General features: G+C 69.7%; 16 protein-coding genes. 14 read left to right on the top strand and 2 right to left on the bottom strand.

The features are described from left to right. Positions 1 to 30: 30 nt before the first annotated feature. On the top strand, positions 31 to 309 hold the full coding sequence (locus tag BLR04_RS15765; RefSeq protein WP_090764913.1) for a hypothetical protein: 279 nt from the start codon (positions 31 to 33) through the stop codon (positions 307 to 309). Between the two features lie 34 nt (positions 310 to 343). Here the strand turns inward: BLR04_RS15765 and BLR04_RS15770 are convergent, their stop codons facing one another. Beyond that, positions 344 to 1000 carry an MBL fold metallo-hydrolase gene (locus BLR04_RS15770; protein WP_090764916.1) on the bottom strand — a complete coding sequence of 219 codons (657 nt, stop codon included), beginning with the start codon at positions 998 to 1000 and terminating at the stop codon, positions 344 to 346. Positions 1001 to 1511: 511 nt separating this feature from the next. Here BLR04_RS15770 and uvrA point away from each other — a divergent pair. From uvrA to whiA, 8 genes are all read left to right on the top strand, one after another. Further along, positions 1512 to 4352: an excinuclease ABC subunit UvrA gene (gene uvrA, locus BLR04_RS15775; RefSeq protein WP_090764919.1), complete on the top strand. Its 2841-nt coding sequence runs from the start codon at positions 1512 to 1514 to the stop codon at positions 4350 to 4352. 344 nt (positions 4353 to 4696) lie between these two features. Next, positions 4697 to 5101, top strand: coding sequence for a Rieske (2Fe-2S) protein (locus tag BLR04_RS15780; RefSeq protein ID WP_245740279.1), 405 nt, complete (start codon positions 4697 to 4699; stop codon positions 5099 to 5101). Positions 5102 to 5187: 86 nt separating this feature from the next. Then, complete coding sequence (locus BLR04_RS15785) at positions 5188 to 5661, top strand: Rieske (2Fe-2S) protein (RefSeq protein WP_090764922.1); 474 nt, start codon at positions 5188 to 5190, stop codon at positions 5659 to 5661. Positions 5662 to 5706: 45 nt separating this feature from the next. Continuing rightward, entirely contained in the window at positions 5707 to 6174 is a 468-nt protein-coding gene (locus tag BLR04_RS15790) for a Rieske (2Fe-2S) protein (protein WP_245740280.1), read from the top strand. 112 nt (positions 6175 to 6286) lie between these two features. Further along, a complete protein-coding gene (gene uvrC / locus BLR04_RS15795) occupies positions 6287 to 8191 on the top strand; it encodes an excinuclease ABC subunit UvrC (protein ID WP_393497271.1) in 1905 nt (634 codons plus the stop codon). A 415-nt stretch (positions 8192 to 8606) separates the two neighbouring features. Next, positions 8607 to 9497, top strand: coding sequence for an RNase adapter RapZ (rapZ, locus tag BLR04_RS15800; protein WP_090764925.1), 891 nt, complete (start codon positions 8607 to 8609; stop codon positions 9495 to 9497). A 1085-nt stretch (positions 9498 to 10582) separates the two neighbouring features. Continuing rightward, positions 10583 to 11497, top strand: a complete 915-nt coding sequence (locus tag BLR04_RS15805) for a gluconeogenesis factor YvcK family protein (RefSeq protein WP_090764928.1) — start codon at positions 10583 to 10585, stop codon at positions 11495 to 11497. Between the two features lie 72 nt (positions 11498 to 11569). Then, entirely contained in the window at positions 11570 to 12550 is a 981-nt protein-coding gene (whiA, locus tag BLR04_RS15810) for a DNA-binding protein WhiA (protein WP_090764931.1), read from the top strand. 92 nt (positions 12551 to 12642) lie between these two features. Here the strand turns inward: whiA and BLR04_RS15815 are convergent, their stop codons facing one another. Further along, complete coding sequence (locus BLR04_RS15815; RefSeq protein ID WP_090764934.1) at positions 12643 to 13281, bottom strand: hypothetical protein; 639 nt, start codon at positions 13279 to 13281, stop codon at positions 12643 to 12645. Between the two features lie 184 nt (positions 13282 to 13465). On the opposite strand from BLR04_RS15815, the gene gap reads away from it, so the two are divergent. The 5 genes from gap (at position 13466) to BLR04_RS15840 (ending at position 17434) form a co-directional block, all read left to right on the top strand. Further along, positions 13466 to 14470 carry a type I glyceraldehyde-3-phosphate dehydrogenase gene (gap, locus tag BLR04_RS15820; RefSeq protein ID WP_090764936.1) on the top strand — a complete coding sequence of 335 codons (1005 nt, stop codon included), beginning with the start codon at positions 13466 to 13468 and terminating at the stop codon, positions 14468 to 14470. A gap of 189 nt (positions 14471 to 14659) precedes the next feature. Next, on the top strand, positions 14660 to 15859 hold the full coding sequence (locus tag BLR04_RS15825) for a phosphoglycerate kinase (RefSeq protein ID WP_090765536.1): 1200 nt from the start codon (positions 14660 to 14662) through the stop codon (positions 15857 to 15859). A 42-nt stretch (positions 15860 to 15901) separates the two neighbouring features. Continuing rightward, the gene (gene tpiA / locus BLR04_RS15830; RefSeq protein WP_090764939.1) at positions 15902 to 16684 is read left to right on the top strand and encodes a triose-phosphate isomerase; all 783 of its coding nucleotides are present in this window, start codon (positions 15902 to 15904) and stop codon (positions 16682 to 16684) included. Positions 16685 to 16783: 99 nt separating this feature from the next. After that, the gene (secG, locus tag BLR04_RS15835; protein WP_090764942.1) at positions 16784 to 17014 is read left to right on the top strand and encodes a preprotein translocase subunit SecG; all 231 of its coding nucleotides are present in this window, start codon (positions 16784 to 16786) and stop codon (positions 17012 to 17014) included. Between the two features lie 75 nt (positions 17015 to 17089). Continuing rightward, complete coding sequence (locus BLR04_RS15840) at positions 17090 to 17434, top strand: RNA polymerase-binding protein RbpA (protein ID WP_090764945.1); 345 nt, start codon at positions 17090 to 17092, stop codon at positions 17432 to 17434. The last annotated feature ends 56 nt before the right edge of the window (positions 17435 to 17490 follow it).

The raw sequence follows: 17490 nt of genomic DNA on the forward strand, positions 1-17490 counted from the left end.
TTTTCCCCATACTTCGGCTTTGATGGAATCATGTCGGCTACGCCGCGCGAGCACACGCGTACGTACTATCTCGGCAAGCTGGCCGCCGAGCTGGAGCAACGCGGCCTCGTGGCCGCGTTGCGGCGGTATCCGCTCGTGCTGCGCATCAGTGATCCTCAGCGCACGGCCATGCTGGCCGAGACGGTCGACTGCGTGCCGGTCGCCGATGGCTGGTTCTACCGGTGGTCGTGGGGCGAACTCGTCGGCTCGGCCGACGACCCCGTCCTCGCGGCCGAGCGGATCGTGCACGTGCTGACCGCCCGCCAGTGACCGTCACCGGCGGGCGTGTGCCGGACGGCGCCGGCTACCAGCCCCTGGCCCGCCACTCCGGCAGAGCCGGACGCTCGGCACCCAGCGTGGTGTCCTTGCCGTGGCCCGGGTAGACCCAGGTCTCGTCGGGCAGGCGGTCGAAGATCCGCTCGACCACGTCGGTGTAGAGCTGGTTGAAGCGCTCGGGGTCCTTCTGCGTGTTGCCGACGCCTCCCGGGAACAGGGAGTCGCCGGTGAACAGGTGGTGGCCCTCCGCGCCGCCGTCGTACAGCAGCGCGATCGAGCCGGGCGTGTGGCCCCGCAGGTGGATGACCTCGAGAGTCACCTCGCCGACGGTGATGGTGTCGCCGTACTCGACCGTACGGCGGACCTGGACCGGCAGCGCAGGGGCGTCGAGCGGGTGGGCGATCACCTCGGCGCCGGTCACCTTCGCCACCTGCTCCAGCGCCTGCCAGTGGTCGCCGTGCTGGTGGGTGGTGACGATCGCGCGGACCGGCGGGTCGGAGATGAGCGCGAGCAGGCGGTCGGCCTCGGCCGCGGCGTCGATGAGCAGCCCCTCACCGGTGGCGGTGCAGCGCAGCAGGTAGGCGTTGTTGTCGTACGGTCCGACGGCGAGCTTGGAGATCGTCACGGCCGGCAGCTCGCGCACGTCGGCGGGACCGCCGACCTGGACATCGCCTGTGTACGTCATGGATGGTCCTCTGGGGGCGTCGCGGACAGGTCAGCGGGGGCCGGCACCGTGGGCCACGACGGCGTCCGCGGAAGGCGTGCGCCCCGGGACCGGTGTGCACGGTCGCCCCATCCGCACCAGCCTAACCCCATGCCGCAGGACCTGTCGGGTACGTGAGACCGCGGCGGGCCGGACATGGCGGCCGCACGTACGGGCGGCCTGGAAGCGGTCGGCTCTTGGGAAACTCGGCGGTCGGCAGGGCCGCCGTGGGTGATGGTGACGGGTACGCCTGCCGGTTCCAGGCGGTGGCGAAAACGGCATATGGTGAAATTTCGCTGTTTAAGAATTGGGCGAGGGGCATAAAAGCGCAGGTCAGAGGGTTGACTTTTGAAGCACCCCTGACGTTGTGGGAGATGGCCGTACCCTGAAGGGGACGGGTTCTCGGCCGCCGGAGCCGGTGTCGCCGAAACTGTCGGTGCCCCCGTCTACCATCCCCCGTGGACCTATCCGCCTTTTGACTTCCGGGATCGCCGTGGCAGACCGCCTGATCGTGCGTGGTGCACGAGAACACAACCTCAAGGACGTCTCGCTCGACCTGCCGCGAGACTCGCTGATCGTCTTCACCGGCCTGTCCGGCTCTGGCAAGTCGAGCCTGGCCTTCGACACGATCTTCGCTGAGGGGCAGCGGCGCTACGTCGAGTCGCTGTCGGCGTACGCGCGCCAGTTCCTCGGCCAGATGGACAAGCCGGACGTCGACTTCATCGAGGGCCTCTCCCCGGCCGTGTCCATCGACCAGAAGGCCACCAGCAAGAACCCCCGCTCCACCGTCGGCACCATCACCGAGGTCTACGACTACCTGCGGTTGCTGTGGGCGCGCATCGGCAAGCCGCACTGCCCCGTGTGCGCGCGCCCGATCGCCAGGCAGACGCCGCAGCAGATCGTCGACCGCCTGATGGACCTCGAGGAAGGCACCCGCTTCCAGGTGCTGGCCCCCGTCGTGAGAGGCCGCAAGGGCGAGTACACCGAGCTGTTCCGCGAGCTGCAGACCAAGGGCTTCGCCCGCGCCAGGGTCGACGGCACCGTCGTGCGGCTGGAGGAGCCGCCTACGCTGAAGAAGTACGAGAAGCACGACATCGAGGTCATCGTCGACCGCCTGTCGGTCAAGGAGTCGGCGCGGCGCCGGCTCAACGACTCGATCGAGACGGCCCTGCAGCTGTCAGGGGGCACGATCACGCTCGAGTTCGTCGACCTGCCGGACGACGACCCCAACCGCGAACGCTTCTACTCCGAGCACCTCTACTGCCCGTACGACGACCTGTCGTTCGAGGAGCTGGAACCGCGTTCGTTCTCCTTCAACTCGCCGTTCGGCGCCTGTCCCGAGTGCACAGGTCTCGGCACCAAGATGGAGGTCGACCCCGAGCTCGTGGTGCCCGACCCCGAGCGCACGCTCGGCGAGGGCGCGATCCACCCGTGGTCCGGCGGCCACACCAGCGAATACTTCTCCAGGCTGATCGAGGCGCTCGGCCACGTGGTCGGCTTCACCCTCGAAACGCCCTGGGAGAAGCTGTCGAAGAAGGCGCAGAAGGCCCTGCTGTACGGCCACGACGAGCAGGTGCACGTCTCGTACAGCAACCGCTTCGGCCGCAGGCGTTCCTACTACACGACCTTCACCCCCGTCATCCCGTGGGTGCAGCGCCGGCACGCCGAGGCAGAGAGCGACTCGGCGCGCGAGCGCTTCGAGGGCTACATGCGCGAGATCCCGTGCCCGGCGTGCAAGGGGTCCAGGCTCAAGCCGGTCAGCCTCGCGGTGACGGTGTCGGGCAAGTCGATCTCCGAGGTCTCGGCCATGTCGATCGGCGAGTGCGCGAAGTTCCTGGCCTCGCTCAAGCTGTCCGACCGCGACATGCAGATCGCCGAGCAGGTGGTCAAGGAGATCAACGCCCGCATGGGCTTCCTGCTCGACGTCGGCCTCGACTACCTGACGATGGACCGCGCCGCCGCCACGCTCGCCGGTGGTGAGGCGCAGCGCATCCGGCTGGCGACGCAGATCGGCTCGGGTCTGGTCGGCGTCCTGTACGTGCTGGACGAGCCGTCCATCGGCCTGCACCAGCGCGACAACATGCGGCTGCTCGACACGCTGGTCAGGCTGCGCGACATGGGCAACACGCTCATCGTGGTCGAACACGACGAGGACACCATCGCCGCGGCCGACTGGGTGGTAGACATCGGGCCTGGCGCGGGCGAGCACGGCGGCCAGGTCGTCGTCTCCGGCACCGTCCAGGAACTCCTCACCAGCGAGACGTCCCTCACCGGCCAATACCTGTCGGGGCGGCGGAGCATCCCGATCCCGGCCACGCGCCGCAAGCGCGACAAGAAGCGGCAGATCACCGTCAAGGGGGCGCGCGAGCACAACCTCAAGGGCGTCGACATCGAGTTCCCGCTGGGCGTGTTCACCGCGGTCACGGGGGTGTCAGGGTCGGGCAAGTCGACGCTGGTCAACGACATCCTCTACAACGCGCTGGCCAAGGAGCTCAACGGCGCCCGCACGGTGCCGGGGCGGCACTCCCGCATCAACGGCATGGACCAGGTCGACAAGGTCGTCCACGTCGACCAGTCGCCGATCGGGCGTACGCCGCGCTCCAACCCGGCCACCTACACCGGGGTGTTCGATCACGTTCGCAAGCTGTTCGCGGCCACGGCCGAGGCGAAGATGCGCGGCTACCAGCCGGGGCGGTTCAGCTTCAACGTCAAGGGCGGGCGCTGCGAGGCGTGCGCCGGCGACGGCACGATCAAGATCGAGATGAACTTCCTGCCGGACGTCTACGTCCCCTGTGAGGTCTGTCACGGCGCTCGCTACAACAGGGAGACGCTGGAGGTCCACTACAAGGGCAAGACGATCTCCGAAGTGCTCGACATGCCGATCGAGGAGGCGCTCGCCTTCTTCGAGGCGATCCCCGCGATCAAGCGGCACCTGCAGACACTGCACGACGTGGGTCTCGGCTACGTCCGTCTCGGGCAGCCAGCCACCACGCTGTCCGGTGGTGAGGCGCAGCGCGTCAAGCTCGCGTCCGAGCTGCAGCGGCGCCAGACCGGACGGACGATCTACGTGCTCGACGAGCCGACCACCGGTCTGCACTTCGAGGACATCCGGCGGCTGCTCGGCGTTCTCGGGCGGCTCGTCGAGGGCGGCAACACCGTGATCGTCATCGAGCACAACCTCGATGTCATCAAGACCGCCGACTGGCTCATCGACATGGGGCCGGAGGGTGGCTCGCGCGGTGGCACGCTGGTCGCCACCGGCACGCCGGAGGAGGTCGCCCTGGTGGACGAGAGCCACACGGGCCGCTTCCTGCGGAAGATCCTCTCCCTCTGACGAGCCGGGGGTTCGCCTTTCCCGTACGGGAGGCGAACCCCCGCCACGTGGGTCCGGTGCACAGGTCTCCGCGGGCGGAGACGCGGTGGTGAAGGTCTTGCCCGCAGCCTGCGGCCGGGCGCTGACCCACGGCGTACCGCTCACTGACCGGCCGGGCCCGCCCGCCGACGGCGTTCCGAAGTGCTCGGCCCACGCCTACGGCGCGGGCCGTTTTCTGTCGGACCCGATGAGGGGAGCGGGGGCCGGCGTCAATAGGGTTCTGGTCTGGTAGCGACCGCTACTCCCGGGGGTCGGCAGCGCCGCGGAGGGCGGGATCGGTCATCATCACGGAGCGGGGCGGAGTCATGTCCGAGAACGGTTGGGGACGACGTGAGGTGCTGGGCACGGCCGGAGTCGCGGCCTGCGGGCTGGCGCTGACCGCCTGCGGCGCCGAGGAGGCGACGAGCACGCCGAACCTCAAGGGCAAGGTCATCGCGAGAACCGTGGACGTGCCCGTGGGCGGCGGCACGCTGAACACCGACCTGCAGGTCGTGGTGACGCAACCCTCGCAGGGCGTCTACAAGGCGTTCAGCGCGCGGTGCACCCACAAGGGCTGCAAGGTGAGCGCCCCCAAGGACAACGTCATCAGATGCGCCTGCCACGGCAGCGAATTCGCCGCCGACTCGGGCAAGGCCACCAAGGGTCCGGCCACCGCCCCGTTGGCGGGCTTCCAGGTCAAGGTCGAAGGCGACGGCATCGTGGTCGTCTGACAAGCGGTGTCGCTCTCGTACGGGATGAACCGGAGCCGGTGTGCCGGCCGTACCTCTCGGTAGAAGCCGATCTGAGAGGACGCATCATGACGGAGAGCACGCGACGGACGGTGTTCCTCGGCGCCGGAGGCGCCGGGCTCGCGGCGGTGCTGACGGCGTGCGCGAGCTACGGCGTGCCGACGACGGAGGCGGGCCTCGACGCGGGCGCGCAGGCGCCCGCGGAGGAGGAGCCGGCCGCCGAGGCGGCCGAGCAGAAAGGCGGCGGGTCCAAGCGCAAGGCGCTGGCCGACACCGCCGACATCCCCGAGGGCGGCGGCAAGGTCTTCAAGGACCGGAAGGTCGTCGTGACGCAGCCGGCCGCGGGCGAGTTCAAGGCGTTCTCGGCGGTGTGCACCCACGCGGGCTGCACGGTCGCCTCCGTCTCGAACGGGACGATCAACTGCCCCTGTCACGGCAGCAAGTTCAACATCGAGGACGGTTCCGTCGCCAACGGCCCGGCGGGAGCCCCGCTCGAGGAGATGCCGATCACCGTGGACGGCGAGAAGATCAGGCTCGCTTGAGACACGTCTCATGAATTTCTCACCTGGGTGCGTTTGGGTCGTCATATGGGACATGACCTGAAGAGCCGCAGGGCGATGATCGCGAGCGTCGGAGTTGGTGGACTGGCGCTGGCGGTCGCCGCGTGCGGTGGCACCGATACCGTGCAGCCCGCGGGGAACGCCGCCCCCGCCGAGTCGAGCGCCCCCCAGGCAGGGGCGACGCAGTCGAGCGCGCCGCAGGGCGGCGGCACCGCTCTGGCCAAGACCGCCGACATCCCCGTCGGCGGCGGAACGATCTTCAAGGACCAGAAGATCGTGGTGACACAGCCGACGGAGGGTGACTTCAAGGCGTTCAGCGCCACCTGCACCCACCAGGGCTGCACGGTCGGCAGCGTGGAGGGCGACGCCATCGTCTGCCCGTGTCACGGGAGCCAGTTCGCCATCGCGGACGGATCCGTGAAGAACGGCCCGGCCGAGCGGCCGCTCCCCGCCCAGCAGATCACCGTCGAGGGCGACCAGATCATGCTCGGCTGAGGTCCTTTCCGCGGTGACGTTCCCGCCGTACCTTCGCGGTTGAAGTACGGCGGGCGACTTGTCGGTGCGGGCTACTAGGCTTGCAGGCGTGGTGAGATCAGCGGGCAGCCCCTTGAGTTTCCGGCCCAAGTCTGGATCGATCCCCGAATCCCCAGGGGTCTACAGGTTCAGGGACGCGACCGGCCGGGTGATCTATGTCGGCAAGGCGAAGAGCCTGCGGCAGCGGCTCAACTCCTACTTCGCCGACTTCTCCGCGCTGCATCCGCGCACGCAGACCATGCTCACCACGGCCGCCGACGTCGACTGGACGGTGGTGGGCACCGAGGTCGAGGCGCTGCAGCTCGAATACTCCTGGATCAAGGAGTACGACCCGCGCTTCAACGTCAAGTACCGCGACGACAAGTCCTACCCCTACCTCGCCGTCACGATGGGCGAGGATTTCCCCCGCGTGCAGGTCATGCGGGGCGCCAAGCGCAAGGGCACACGCTACTTCGGCCCCTACTCCCACGCCTGGGCCATCCGCGAGACCGTCGACCTGCTGCTGCGGGTCTTCCCGGTGCGCACGTGCAGCGGCGGGGTGTTCAAACGGGCCGGGCAGATCGGCCGGCCGTGCCTGCTGGGCTACATCGACAAGTGCTCGGCGCCGTGCGTCGGCCGGGTCACCGCCGACGAGCACCGCGCGCTGGCCGAAGACTTCTGCGACTTCATGGCCGGCAACACCAGCCGCTTCATCAAGCGGCTGGAGAGAGAGATGCGCGACGCCGCCACCCAGCAGGAGTACGAGCGGGCGGCCCGGCTGCGCGACGACATCCAGGCCCTGCAGCGGGCGCTCGAGAAGCAGGCCGTCGTGCTCGGCGAGGGCACCGACGCCGACGTGGTGGCGCTCGCCGAAGACCCGCTCGAAGCCGCCGTCCAGGTTTTCTACGTGCGCGGCGGGCGCATCCGCGGTCAGCGCGGCTGGGTGGTCGACAAGGTCGAGGAGACCTCGCCGGGCGAGCTGGTCGAGCAGTTCCTGCTGCAGATGTACGCCGACGCCGGCCCCGACTCGATGCCCCGCGAGGTGCTCGTGGCCGCGCTGCCGCCCGACCACGAGGCGGTGACCGAGCTGCTCAGCGAGCAGCGCCGGGCCCGGGTCGACGTACGCGTGCCGCAGCGCGGCGACAAGAAGGCGCTCATGGAGACCGTCGAGCGCAACGCCAAGGAGTCGCTGGCCCAGCACAAGATCCGCCGCGCGAGCGACCTGACCACGCGGAGCAAGGCGCTGCAGGAGATCGCCGACGCCCTCGACCTCGACCAGGCGCCGCTGCGCATCGAGTGCTACGACGTCTCCCACCTGCAGGGCGAGAACGTCGTGGCGTCGATGGTGGTCTTCGAGGACGGGCTGGCCCGTAAGAGCGAATACCGCAGGTTCTCCGTCAAGACGAAGGAGGGCGACGTCGCCTCGATTCACGAGGTGATCCTCCGCCGGTTCCGCCGCTACCTGGAGGAACGCTCCGCGACCGGAGAGCTCGCGGCCGACGATGACGACGGCCACGGTCCCATCGACCCCGAGACCGGCAGGCCGCGCAAGTTCGCCTATCCGCCCAACCTCGTCGTCGTCGACGGCGCGGGGCCCCAGGCGGCCGCGGCGCAGCGTGCCCTCGACGAGCTCGGCATCGACGACGTGGCCGTGTGCGGCCTGGCCAAGCGGCTGGAGGAGGTGTGGCTGCCCGGCGACGACCAGCCGGTGATCATGCCTCGTTCAAGCGAGGGCCTCTACCTGCTGCAACGCGTGCGCGACGAAGCGCACCGCTTCGCCATCACCTACCATCGTTCGAAGAGGTCCAAGACGGTGAAGGAAAGCGCGCTCGACGGCGTGCCAGGCCTGGGGCCGGCGCGCAGACGGGCGTTGCTCACACACTTCGGCTCAGTGAAGAAGCTGCGCGAGGCCACGGCCGCCGAGATCTGCGAGGTTCCCGGCATCGGCCCGTCCATCGCCGAGGTCATCGTGTCGACACTGAAGGGAGAGTCACCTTGATCTCGTCAGCATGCCAGGGTGTTCACGCGGAAGCATCGCGCGGCTGCGCGGTGCGCGGCCACCGCGCCGCAGGGGAGGGCCGCCGGGCGACCGCGCCGGGCGGGCCGGCGGCCGGGGTGCGATCATGAGCGTCGAACGCACCGGCGAGGCGACGTCCGATGACACTCGGCCGGAGAGCACGAACGCCCGGCGCGCGGTCGGGGAGGGCGCGCAGCGGGCGGTCGAGCAGGACAGGCCGGTGAGTGGCGGTTCGGCGAGTGCGGTGCCCACAGGTTCGGCAAGTGCGGTGCCCGCAGGCTCAAGTGCGGTGCCCACAGGTTCGGTGCCAGCAGGTTCGGTGAGTGCGGATCCGGTGAGTGTGTCGCCGTCCGCGGGCGCGCAGGCCGTGGATGCGCAGGCCGGACGTGCTGAGGGCGTGGATGCTGAGGACGCGGAGCCGGGGAGCGCTGAGCCGGCGTTCGTCATCGTCACCGGCATGTCCGGGGCCGGGCGGAGCACCGCGGCCAAGGCGCTGGAGGACCTCGGCTGGTTCGTCATCGACAACCTGCCGCCCGGGCTGCTGTTCGCGATGGCCGAGGAGGCCGGCAAGGTCAAGCTCGCCGCCGACAAGGTGGCGGCCGTCGTCGACGTGCGCAGCCTCGCCTTCACCACCGACCTGAACGCCGCGATCGAGGAGCTCGAGGCGCGCGGCGTGCGGGTACGGGTGGTGTTCCTGGAGGCCAGCGACGAGGAGCTGGTCCGCAGGTTCGAGAACGTCCGCCGTCCGCATCCGCTGCAGGGCGAGGGGCGGCTCGTCGACGGCATCGCCCGCGAGCGCGGCATCCTGCGCGAGGTACGGGCCAACGCCGACCTGGTGATCGACACCTCGACGCACAACGTGCACGAGCTGCGGGGCAAGATCGTCGCGTTCTTCGGCGGTGAGGACCGCCCGGGACTGCGGCTCAACGTGGTGTCCTTCGGGTTCAAGTACGGCCTGCCGGTCGACGCCGACCTGGTGGTCGACTGCCGGTTCCTGCCCAACCCGCACTGGGTGCCCGAGCTGCGGCCGATGAACGGGCTCGACCCGGCGGTCAGCCAGTACGTCCTCGGGCAGCCGGGGGCCAAGGAGTTCCTCGACGCGTACGAGGAGGTCCTGCAGGTGGTGGCGGCCGGGTACGCGCGGGAGGGCAAGAGCTACGCGACCCTCGCCGTGGGATGCACGGGCGGAAAGCACCGCAGTGTGGCCATGACCGAGCAGATCGCCTCCCGGCTGCGTGACCGCGGGGTCGAGGTCCAGGTGAGCCACCGCGACGTGGGTCGCGAGTGACCGGCACCGGCCTCGTCACCGTCTCCTGCCGGATCCGGCAGGAGACGGCCGCTTCAGGGGCGTGAAGCCGCCTTGCTCGGGACGAGGGCTTGGGCCTGCACAGAGCTGTGGCGGCGCACCTCACGGCGTGCGCGGATGCGGGGCATTCCCGGCCCGCGGGATCCGGCACGGAGCGGCCGGTATGGCCGGTATGGCGGGTGTGGAGCGGCTGGTGTGGGGCCGCACAGAGCGGCGATCGGGCTCGACGCCGTCGGGCACGGTGCGCGCCACGGTGCGCGCCACGGTGCGCGCCACGGTGCGCGCCACGGTGCGCGCCACGGTGTGGGGTGGGCGTGGAGCGACTGGTGTGGGGCCGCACAGGGCGGCCGGTGTGGGGGGCGTGGAGCGGCTGGTGGGTTTCGCGGCATGTGGTTCGGTGGGTATTGAGCTGTGGGCGAAACTACCGGCGTGTCTCAGTTGTCCTTGAAATGGTCAGTGGGTGAAGTTTTCCGGAACGGCGGCGGAACGCGGAGGATGACCAGGCCGCCGGGCAATGGGCGGAAATGGGGGCGATGCCCGTCCCCGAGGTCAAGGTCGCGACCGGCTCGCCGTTGAGGATCCTCAGCGTGAGAAGCGCCCGACCGGCGGTTCTGCTGGTCTCGCATCCCCCACCTGCTCCAGTGCAAGGCTCGGTGCGTCGTGTCCTTGAGTGGCTGTGGCGGCGTCCCTTCTCGGAGCGGGTATGGACGTGCGGGTGCGGCGTCGAGCACGATTGCGACGTCAGTGCCGCTCACAGCCCGCTCCAACGCGATGACGACAGAGCAGGGCAGCACGGTTTCACGTCGCCGGGGGTAGTTTCCCGGAGAAGAGGCGACTCCGGCTCGCCGGGGCGGACGGCGCGAATCAGGTAAGAGGATCTGGGATTCTCCGAACAGTAGTGGTGAGGCGGACGTGCGGAAGCGCGTTCGATACTTGGACAGGACGTCGGTTCGGGGAGAGTCCCGGCCAGGCGTCCAGGAGAGCGGTGAGCGCGTTTGCACGAAGAGGTCGAGTCCCGGGCGGTTCGTCGTGAACATCCCGGACACGCCGGGTTCGGCCCTCGGGTCGTGGCACTGGGTGGCGGGCATGGCCTCTATGCCTCCCTGTCGGCATTAAGGATGGTCACCGACCGCCTGACCGCGGTGGTGACGGTCGCCGACGACGGCGGCTCCAGCGGGCGGCTGCGCCGTGAGCTCGGCGTACTGCCCCCCGGCGACCTGCGGATGGCGCTGGCCGCACTGTGCGGCGACGACGAGTGGGGCAGCACCTGGAGCGAGGTCGTCCAGCACCGTTTCCGCAGCGAGGGCGAGCTGCACGGGCACGCCGTCGGCAACCTGCTCATCGTCGCGTTGTGGGAGCTGCTCGGCGACCCCGTGGCGGGTCTCGACTGGGTCGGCAGGCTGCTCGGCGCGCAGGGCAGGGTGCTGCCGATGGCGTCGGTGCCGCTCGACATCGTGGCCCAGGTCGAGCTCGACGGCGTGACCTCGACCGTGCGCGGGCAGGTGGCGTGCGCCCTGACCCCCGGACGCGTCCAGGCGATCTCGCTGGTGCCGGAGGACCCACCCGCCCGGCCCGAGGCGGTGGCGGCGGTGCTGGAGGCCGACTGGGTGGTGTTCGGGCCAGGCTCGTGGTTCACCAGCGTGCTGCCGCACCTCAAGGTGCCCGAGCTGGCCAGGGCGTTGCACAGCACCCAGGCCAAGCGGCTGGTCACCCTCAACCTGGCGCCGCAGCCCGGCGAGACCGACGACTTCTCCCCTCAGCAGCATCTGGAGGTGCTCCGGCAGCACGCCCCCGAACTGCCGATCGACGTCGTGCTCGCCGAGACGAGCATAGTGGACGACCCGGGCGCGCTGGAGAAGTCGGCCGCCGCGCTCGGAGCACGGCTCGTTCTCGCCGATGTCGCCGCCGCGGACGGCTCCCCGAGGCATGACCCACGACGTCTTGCCTCCGTCCTGGACGAGATTTTCCTCCAGAAGCGTTGATCCTGGTCGGCGTGGCGCGAAGGTGCGAGAGACTCATGGGGAGCCGGTCTGAATGGGGGAGAGGACTAACGCATGGCGATGACAGGTGTGGTCAAGGACGAACTTAGCCGTCTGCCGGTGCTCAAACCGTGCTGCCGCAAGGCGGAGGTATCGACGCTGCTGCGGTTCGCCAGCGGCCTGCACCTGGTGGGCGGGCGGATCGTCATCGAGGCCGAACTCGACACCAACGCCACGGCGCGGCGGCTGATCAAGGACATCGGAGAGGTGTTCGGTCACAAGGCCGAGGTGCTCGTGCTCGCGCCCGCCGGCCTGCGCAAGGGCTCGCGCTACGTCGTACGCGTCTACCGCGACGGTGAGGCGCTGGCGCGGCAGACGGGTCTCATCGACAACCACGGCCGGCCGGTGCGCGGCCTGCCCCGGCAGGTCGTCGCGGGGGCCTCCTGCGACGCGGAGGCGGCCTGGCGCGGTGCGTTCCTGGCGCACGGCTCGCTGACCGAGCCGGGCAGGTCCATGTCGCTGGAGGTCACCTGCCCGGGTCCTGAGGCGGCGCTCGCGCTGGTCGGCTCGGCGCGGCGGCTGAAGATCCACGCCAAGGCGCGCGAGGTGCGGGGCGTCGACCGCGTCGTGGTGCGCGACGGCGACGCGATCAGCGCGCTGCTCACCCGGCTCGGGGCACACGACAGCGTGCTGGCCTGGGAGGAGCGGCGCATGCGCCGTGAGGTGCGTGCCACGGCCAACCGGCTGGCCAACTTCGACGACGCCAACCTGCGGCGATCTGCCCGGGCCGCGGTGGCGGCCGGGGCGCGGGTGCAGCGGGCGCTGGAGATCCTCGGCGAGGAGGCTCCGGATCACCTGGTGGTGGCCGGGCGCCTGCGGGTCGAGCACAAGCAGGCGTCCCTGGAGGAGCTCGGCCAGATCGCCGACCCGCCGCTGACCAAGGACGCCATCGCCGGACGGATCCGCCGGCTCCTCGCGATGGCCGACAAGCGCGCCTCCGACCTGGGCATCCCCAACACCGAGGCCAACCTCACCGTCGACATGCTGGCCCCGTGACCTGCTGCGCCCGCTGGTGGCGGTACGCGGCGGTCGGGTCAGGGCGGAGATAGGGGAACCCCGCCGTCGAAACGGCCACGGGGGCGGTGGGGTCAGTCCTGGGTGGGGTTGCGGGGAGTGAAGAGGTCGGGGGCCGGCTTCTGGGCGGGTTGCTGGGCCGGTTCGAAGGGGGCTCGGTATTCCGGTTCCGTGGCCTGCTCGGTGGCCTCCGACTCGGCGCGGTGGGCCCGTCGTACGCGGGTCACCCGGAAGGTGACGAGGAGCAGCGAGACCAGGGCCGCGACGGCGATGTACAGCCACACCGCCCAGGCCTCGGCGAGCGGTTGCCGGTAGAGCGCCAGCGCGCCGGGCAGCCCCTCGGTGAAGTTGGCCACAGTGACGTCGGACAGCTGGGCGGCGCGCGGCTCGGCGGGCGGCGTGCGCAGGGGCGCGCCGATCATGATGCTCACCCCCGCGATCTGTCCGGCCACCACCGCGCCGCCCGCGTACAGGGCCGCGAGCGGCACCAGCAGGAGGCTGCGCGGGCGTACCGCGCCGATCGCGAGCGCCACGAGCAGCGCGATGAGCACCGACAGCCCCAGCGAGAGCGGCAGCCCGCTCCAGAACCCCGTCACGGCCTCCGGCAGGCTCCGCTGGAACAGCACGGCCGCACCCAGACACGCCGAACAGACCAGCGCGGTGACCAGACCGAGGACGAGTCCGGGCAGCAGGCCAGACCGCTTTCGTGACATCTCAGCCCCCAGAGAATGCACCCAGTTAACTATGACGAGTCGGGCACTTTACTCGAACCTTACAAAACGTGTCGGCCGAACGGTGAATGCAAGGCCGGGACCTCACGTGGTCTAAACCAATTTGGGTCGGATAAGGTTCGGGTTGAGGTATCAGCCCTGCCATCTGACGAGGAGATCGGTTCCCGTGAGCATCCGCGTAGGCGTCAACGGCTTCGGCCGCATCGGTCGCAACTTCTGGCGCGCTGTCGCCGCCGGCGGCAAGGACATCGAGATCGTGGCGGTCAACGACCTGACCGACAACGCGACCCTGGCGCACCTGCTCAAGTACGACAGCATCTTGGGCCGGCTGCCGTACGAGGTGAAGGCCACGAGTGACGAGATCACCGTGGACGGCAAGGCGATCAAGGTCTTCGCTGAGCGCGACCCGGGCAAGCTGCCCTGGGGCGACCTCGGCGTCGACGTCGTCGTGGAGTCGACCGGTCTGTTCACCGACGCCACCAAGGCCAAGGTGCACGCCGACAACGGCGCGAAGAAGGTCATCATCTCGGCGCCGGCCAAGAACGAGGACGTCACCATCGTCATGGGCGTCAACGACAGCGCCTACGACCCGTCCAGCCACACGATCATCTCCAACGCCTCCTGCACGACCAACTGCCTGGCGCCCATGGCCAAGGTCATCCACGACTCCTTCACCATCCAGAAGGGTCTGATGACCACCATCCACGCGTACACGCAGGACCAGAACCTGCAGGACGGCCCGCACAAGGACCTGCGCCGCGCCCGCGCCGCCGCGCTCAACGTGGTGCCCACCTCCACCGGCGCCGCCAAGGCCATCGGCCTGGTCCTGCCCGAGCTCAAGGGCAAGCTCGACGGCTTCGCGATGCGCGTGCCGATCCCCACCGGGTCGGCCACCGACCTCACCGTCGAGGTCGGCCGCGACGTCACCGTCGACGAGGTCAACGCCGCGCTCAAGGCCGCCGCCGAGGGCCCGCTCAAGGGCATCCTCAGCTACACCGAGGACGCGATCGTCTCCTCCGACATCGTCACCGACCCGGCCTCGTGCATCTTCGACGCCGGCCTGACCAAGGTGATCGGCAACCAGGTCAAGGTCGTCGGCTGGTACGACAACGAGTGGGGCTACTCCAACCGTCTCGCCGACCTCATCGAGCTGGTCGGCCGCGATCTCTGACCCGCGACCCCGGACACCGAGGTCCACACACCCCCGGGGTGCGCTGCGGGCGCGCTCCGGCCACGGCGGCCGCGCAACGCGGCCGCCTCGTCCATGTCACGGCGCCATGAAACAGCGCCATGCCACGGCGCCAGGTCAGGGTGCCACCTCACGGAGTGAGGCCATGAACGGAGCAACGGGAGCATGAGCATGCGCACGCTCGACGATCTCGACGTGAAGGGACAGCGCGTGCTCGTGCGCGCCGACCTGAACGTCCCCATCGACGGAGAGACGATCACCGACGACGGCCGCATCAGGGCGTCGGTCCCGACGATCAAGACCCTCGTGGAGCGCGGGGCCAGGGTCGTGGTCTGCGCCCACCTGGGCAGGCCGAAGGGCCAGGTCAACCCGAAGTACTCGCTGCGCCCCGTCGCCGGGCGGCTCGCCGAGCTGCTCGGCCAGGACGTCGCCTTCGCCGCCGACGTGGTCGGCGAGTCGGCGCAGGAGACGGTCAAGGCCCTCCAGGACGGCCAGGTCGCCCTTCTCGAGAACCTCCGCTACGAGCCGGGCGAGGAGTCCAAGGACGACGCCGAGCGCGGCGCGTTCGCCGAGCGGCTGGCGGCGCTGGCCGACCTCTACGTGGGCGACGGCTTCGGCGCGGTCCACCGCAAGCACGCCAGCGTCTACGACGTGCCGCGGCTGCTGCCGCACGCCGCCGGCGGGCTGGTCGAGGCGGAGGTCGGGGTGCTCAGGCGCCTGACCGAGGACACCGACCGGCCGTACGTGGTCGTGCTCGGCGGCGCCAAGGTCTCCGACAAGCTCGGCGTCATCGCCAACCTGCTGACCAAGGTCGACCGGCTGCTGATCGGCGGCGGCATGGCCTACACCTTCCTCAAGGCGCAGGGCTACGAGGTGGGCCGCTCGCTCCTCCAGGAGGACCAGATCGACCAGGTGCGCGGCTTCCTCGACGAGGCCGGGCGGCGCGGCGTCGACCTGGTGCTGCCCGTCGACGTGCTCGCCGCGACGGAGTTCGGCGCCGACGCCCCGCACGACGTGGTCGACGCCACCGCCATCCCGCAAGACCGGGAGGGCCTCGACATCGGCCCGAGGACGCGCGAGCTGTTCGCCACCAAGCTGGCCGACGCCCGTACGGTCTTCTGGAACGGCCCGATGGGCGTGTTCGAGTTCGACGCGTTCTCCGGCGGCACCCGCGCGGTGGCCGAGGCCCTGATCGCCAGGACCGGCAGCGGCGAGGCCTTCACCGTGGTCGGCGGCGGCGACTCCGCGGCGGCCGTACGCAGGCTCGGACTCCCCGAGGACGGCTTCTCGCACATTTCCACGGGTGGCGGCGCCAGTCTGGAATACCTTGAGGGCAAGACCCTTCCCGGACTCGCCGCGCTGGAGGACTGAGTTGACACGGTGCGTATCCGACGAGCAGCCGCTGAGCGGCCGATGAGCACGCGCAAGCCGCTCATGGCCGGCAACTGGAAGATGAACCTCAACCACCTCGAGGCCATCGCGCTGGTCCAGAAGCTGGCCTTCGCGCTCAACGACAAGGACTTCGACAAGGTCGAGATCGCCGTCCTGCCGCCGTTCACCGACCTGCGCAGCGTCCAGACCCTGGTGCAGGGCGACAAGCTCAGGATCGTCTACGGCGCGCAGGACCTCTCGCAGCACGACGCGGGCGCCTACACGGGAGAGATCTCGGGCGCGATGCTGGCCAAGCTCGGCTGCACGTACGTGACCGTCGGCCATTCCGAGCGCCGCCAGTACCACGCCGAGAACGACGAGGTCGTCAACGCCAAGGCGCTGGCCGCCCTGCGCCACTCGCTCACGCCGATCGTGTGCGTCGGGGAGGGCCTCGAGGTGCGGCAAGAGGGCGGACAGATCGCGTACACTCTCGGCCAACTCGACGGGGCGCTGCGCAAAGTCGCGCCCGAGCAGGCAAAATCGATAGTGGTGGCCTACGAACCGGTGTGGGCGATCGGCACCGGACAGGTGGCCACCCCAGAGGACGCCCAGGAAGTCTGCGGGGCTCTGCGCACGAGACTCGCGGAGCTCTACGACTCCGAAGTGGCCTCTGGGATCCGTATCCTTTACGGTGGCTCGGTCAAGTCAGGCAACATCGCGGGAATCATGGCTCAACCCGATGTCGACGGCGCGCTCGTGGGCGGTGCCAGCATCGACGCCGGAGAGTTCACGAAGATCTGCCGTTTCTCCGATATGCCAGGCTGACTGAGTCGTTCGGGGGGTGCGGTTTGACAACAGGCCGTACCCTCTAAAAGCAAGTTTGAATCGTCACGCGTACCAGAGCACTGAAGGAACAGGCATACCGTGGTTATCGGAATCTCCATCGCCCTCATCCTGGCGAGCCTTCTCATGATCCTGCTCGTCCTGCTCCACAAGGGCAAGGGCGGTGGCCTGTCCGACATGTTCGGTGGCGGCTTCTCGTCGAACTTCGGCGGTTCCTCGGTGGTGGAGCGCAATCTCGACCGTCTCACGGTCATCACCGGCGTGGTCTGGTTCGTCTGCATCATCGCTCTCGGCCTCCTCGTGAGGCCCTGAGCAACAACTCAAAACGCGTGACAGTGATTCTCCCCCCGTGTCCGCACACGGGGCGATCGAGCGAGGAGTTCATCCGTGGGTAGTGGCAACGCGATCCGTGGCAGCCGCGTCGGCGCCGGCCCTATGGGGGAGGCCGAGCGTGGCGAGGCGGCTCCGAGAGTGCGGGTCTCGTTCTGGTGCGCCAACATGCACGAGACGCGCCCCAGTTTCGCCAGCGACGCGGCGATCCCCGAGACGTGGGACTGCCCCCGTTGCGGCCTTCCGGCCGGACAGGACGAGACTGCGCCGCCAGCCCCGCCGAAGAACGAGCCGTACAAGACGCACCTGGCCTACGTGAAGGAGCGCCGGAGCGACAAGGACGGCAAGGCGATCCTGGAGGAGGCGCTGGAGCGCCTGCGCAACAACAAGTCCCCCTGGTAGGAACTGGTAGGAACGCGACGACGAAGGGGCCCCGGGCATCTCCCGCCCGGGGCCCC

The sequence above is a fragment of the Nonomuraea maritima genome, assembly GCF_900100395.1.
GTDB lineage: Bacteria > Actinomycetota > Actinomycetes > Streptosporangiales > Streptosporangiaceae > Nonomuraea > Nonomuraea maritima.

Bases quoted from the DNA above. Each gene is read 5' to 3' on its own strand.
- BLR04_RS15825 (WP_090765536.1), top strand. From the start codon at position 14,660: ATGCGCACGCTCGACGATCTCGACGTGAAGGGACAGCGCGTGCTCGTG.
- BLR04_RS15790 (WP_245740280.1), top strand. From the start codon at position 5,707: ATGGGACATGACCTGAAGAGCCGCAGGGCGATGATCGCGAGCGTCGGA.
- tpiA (WP_090764939.1), top strand. From the start codon at position 15,902: ATGAGCACGCGCAAGCCGCTCATGGCCGGCAACTGGAAGATGAACCTC.
- BLR04_RS15785 (WP_090764922.1), top strand. From the start codon at position 5,188: ATGACGGAGAGCACGCGACGGACGGTGTTCCTCGGCGCCGGAGGCGCC.
- BLR04_RS15770 (WP_090764916.1), bottom strand. From the start codon at position 1,000: ATGACGTACACAGGCGATGTCCAGGTCGGCGGTCCCGCCGACGTGCGC.
- BLR04_RS15765 (WP_090764913.1), top strand. From the start codon at position 31: ATGTCGGCTACGCCGCGCGAGCACACGCGTACGTACTATCTCGGCAAG.
- BLR04_RS15780 (WP_245740279.1), top strand. From the start codon at position 4,697: ATGTCCGAGAACGGTTGGGGACGACGTGAGGTGCTGGGCACGGCCGGA.
- whiA (WP_090764931.1), top strand. From the start codon at position 11,570: ATGGCGATGACAGGTGTGGTCAAGGACGAACTTAGCCGTCTGCCGGTG.
- BLR04_RS15815 (WP_090764934.1), bottom strand. From the start codon at position 13,281: ATGTCACGAAAGCGGTCTGGCCTGCTGCCCGGACTCGTCCTCGGTCTG.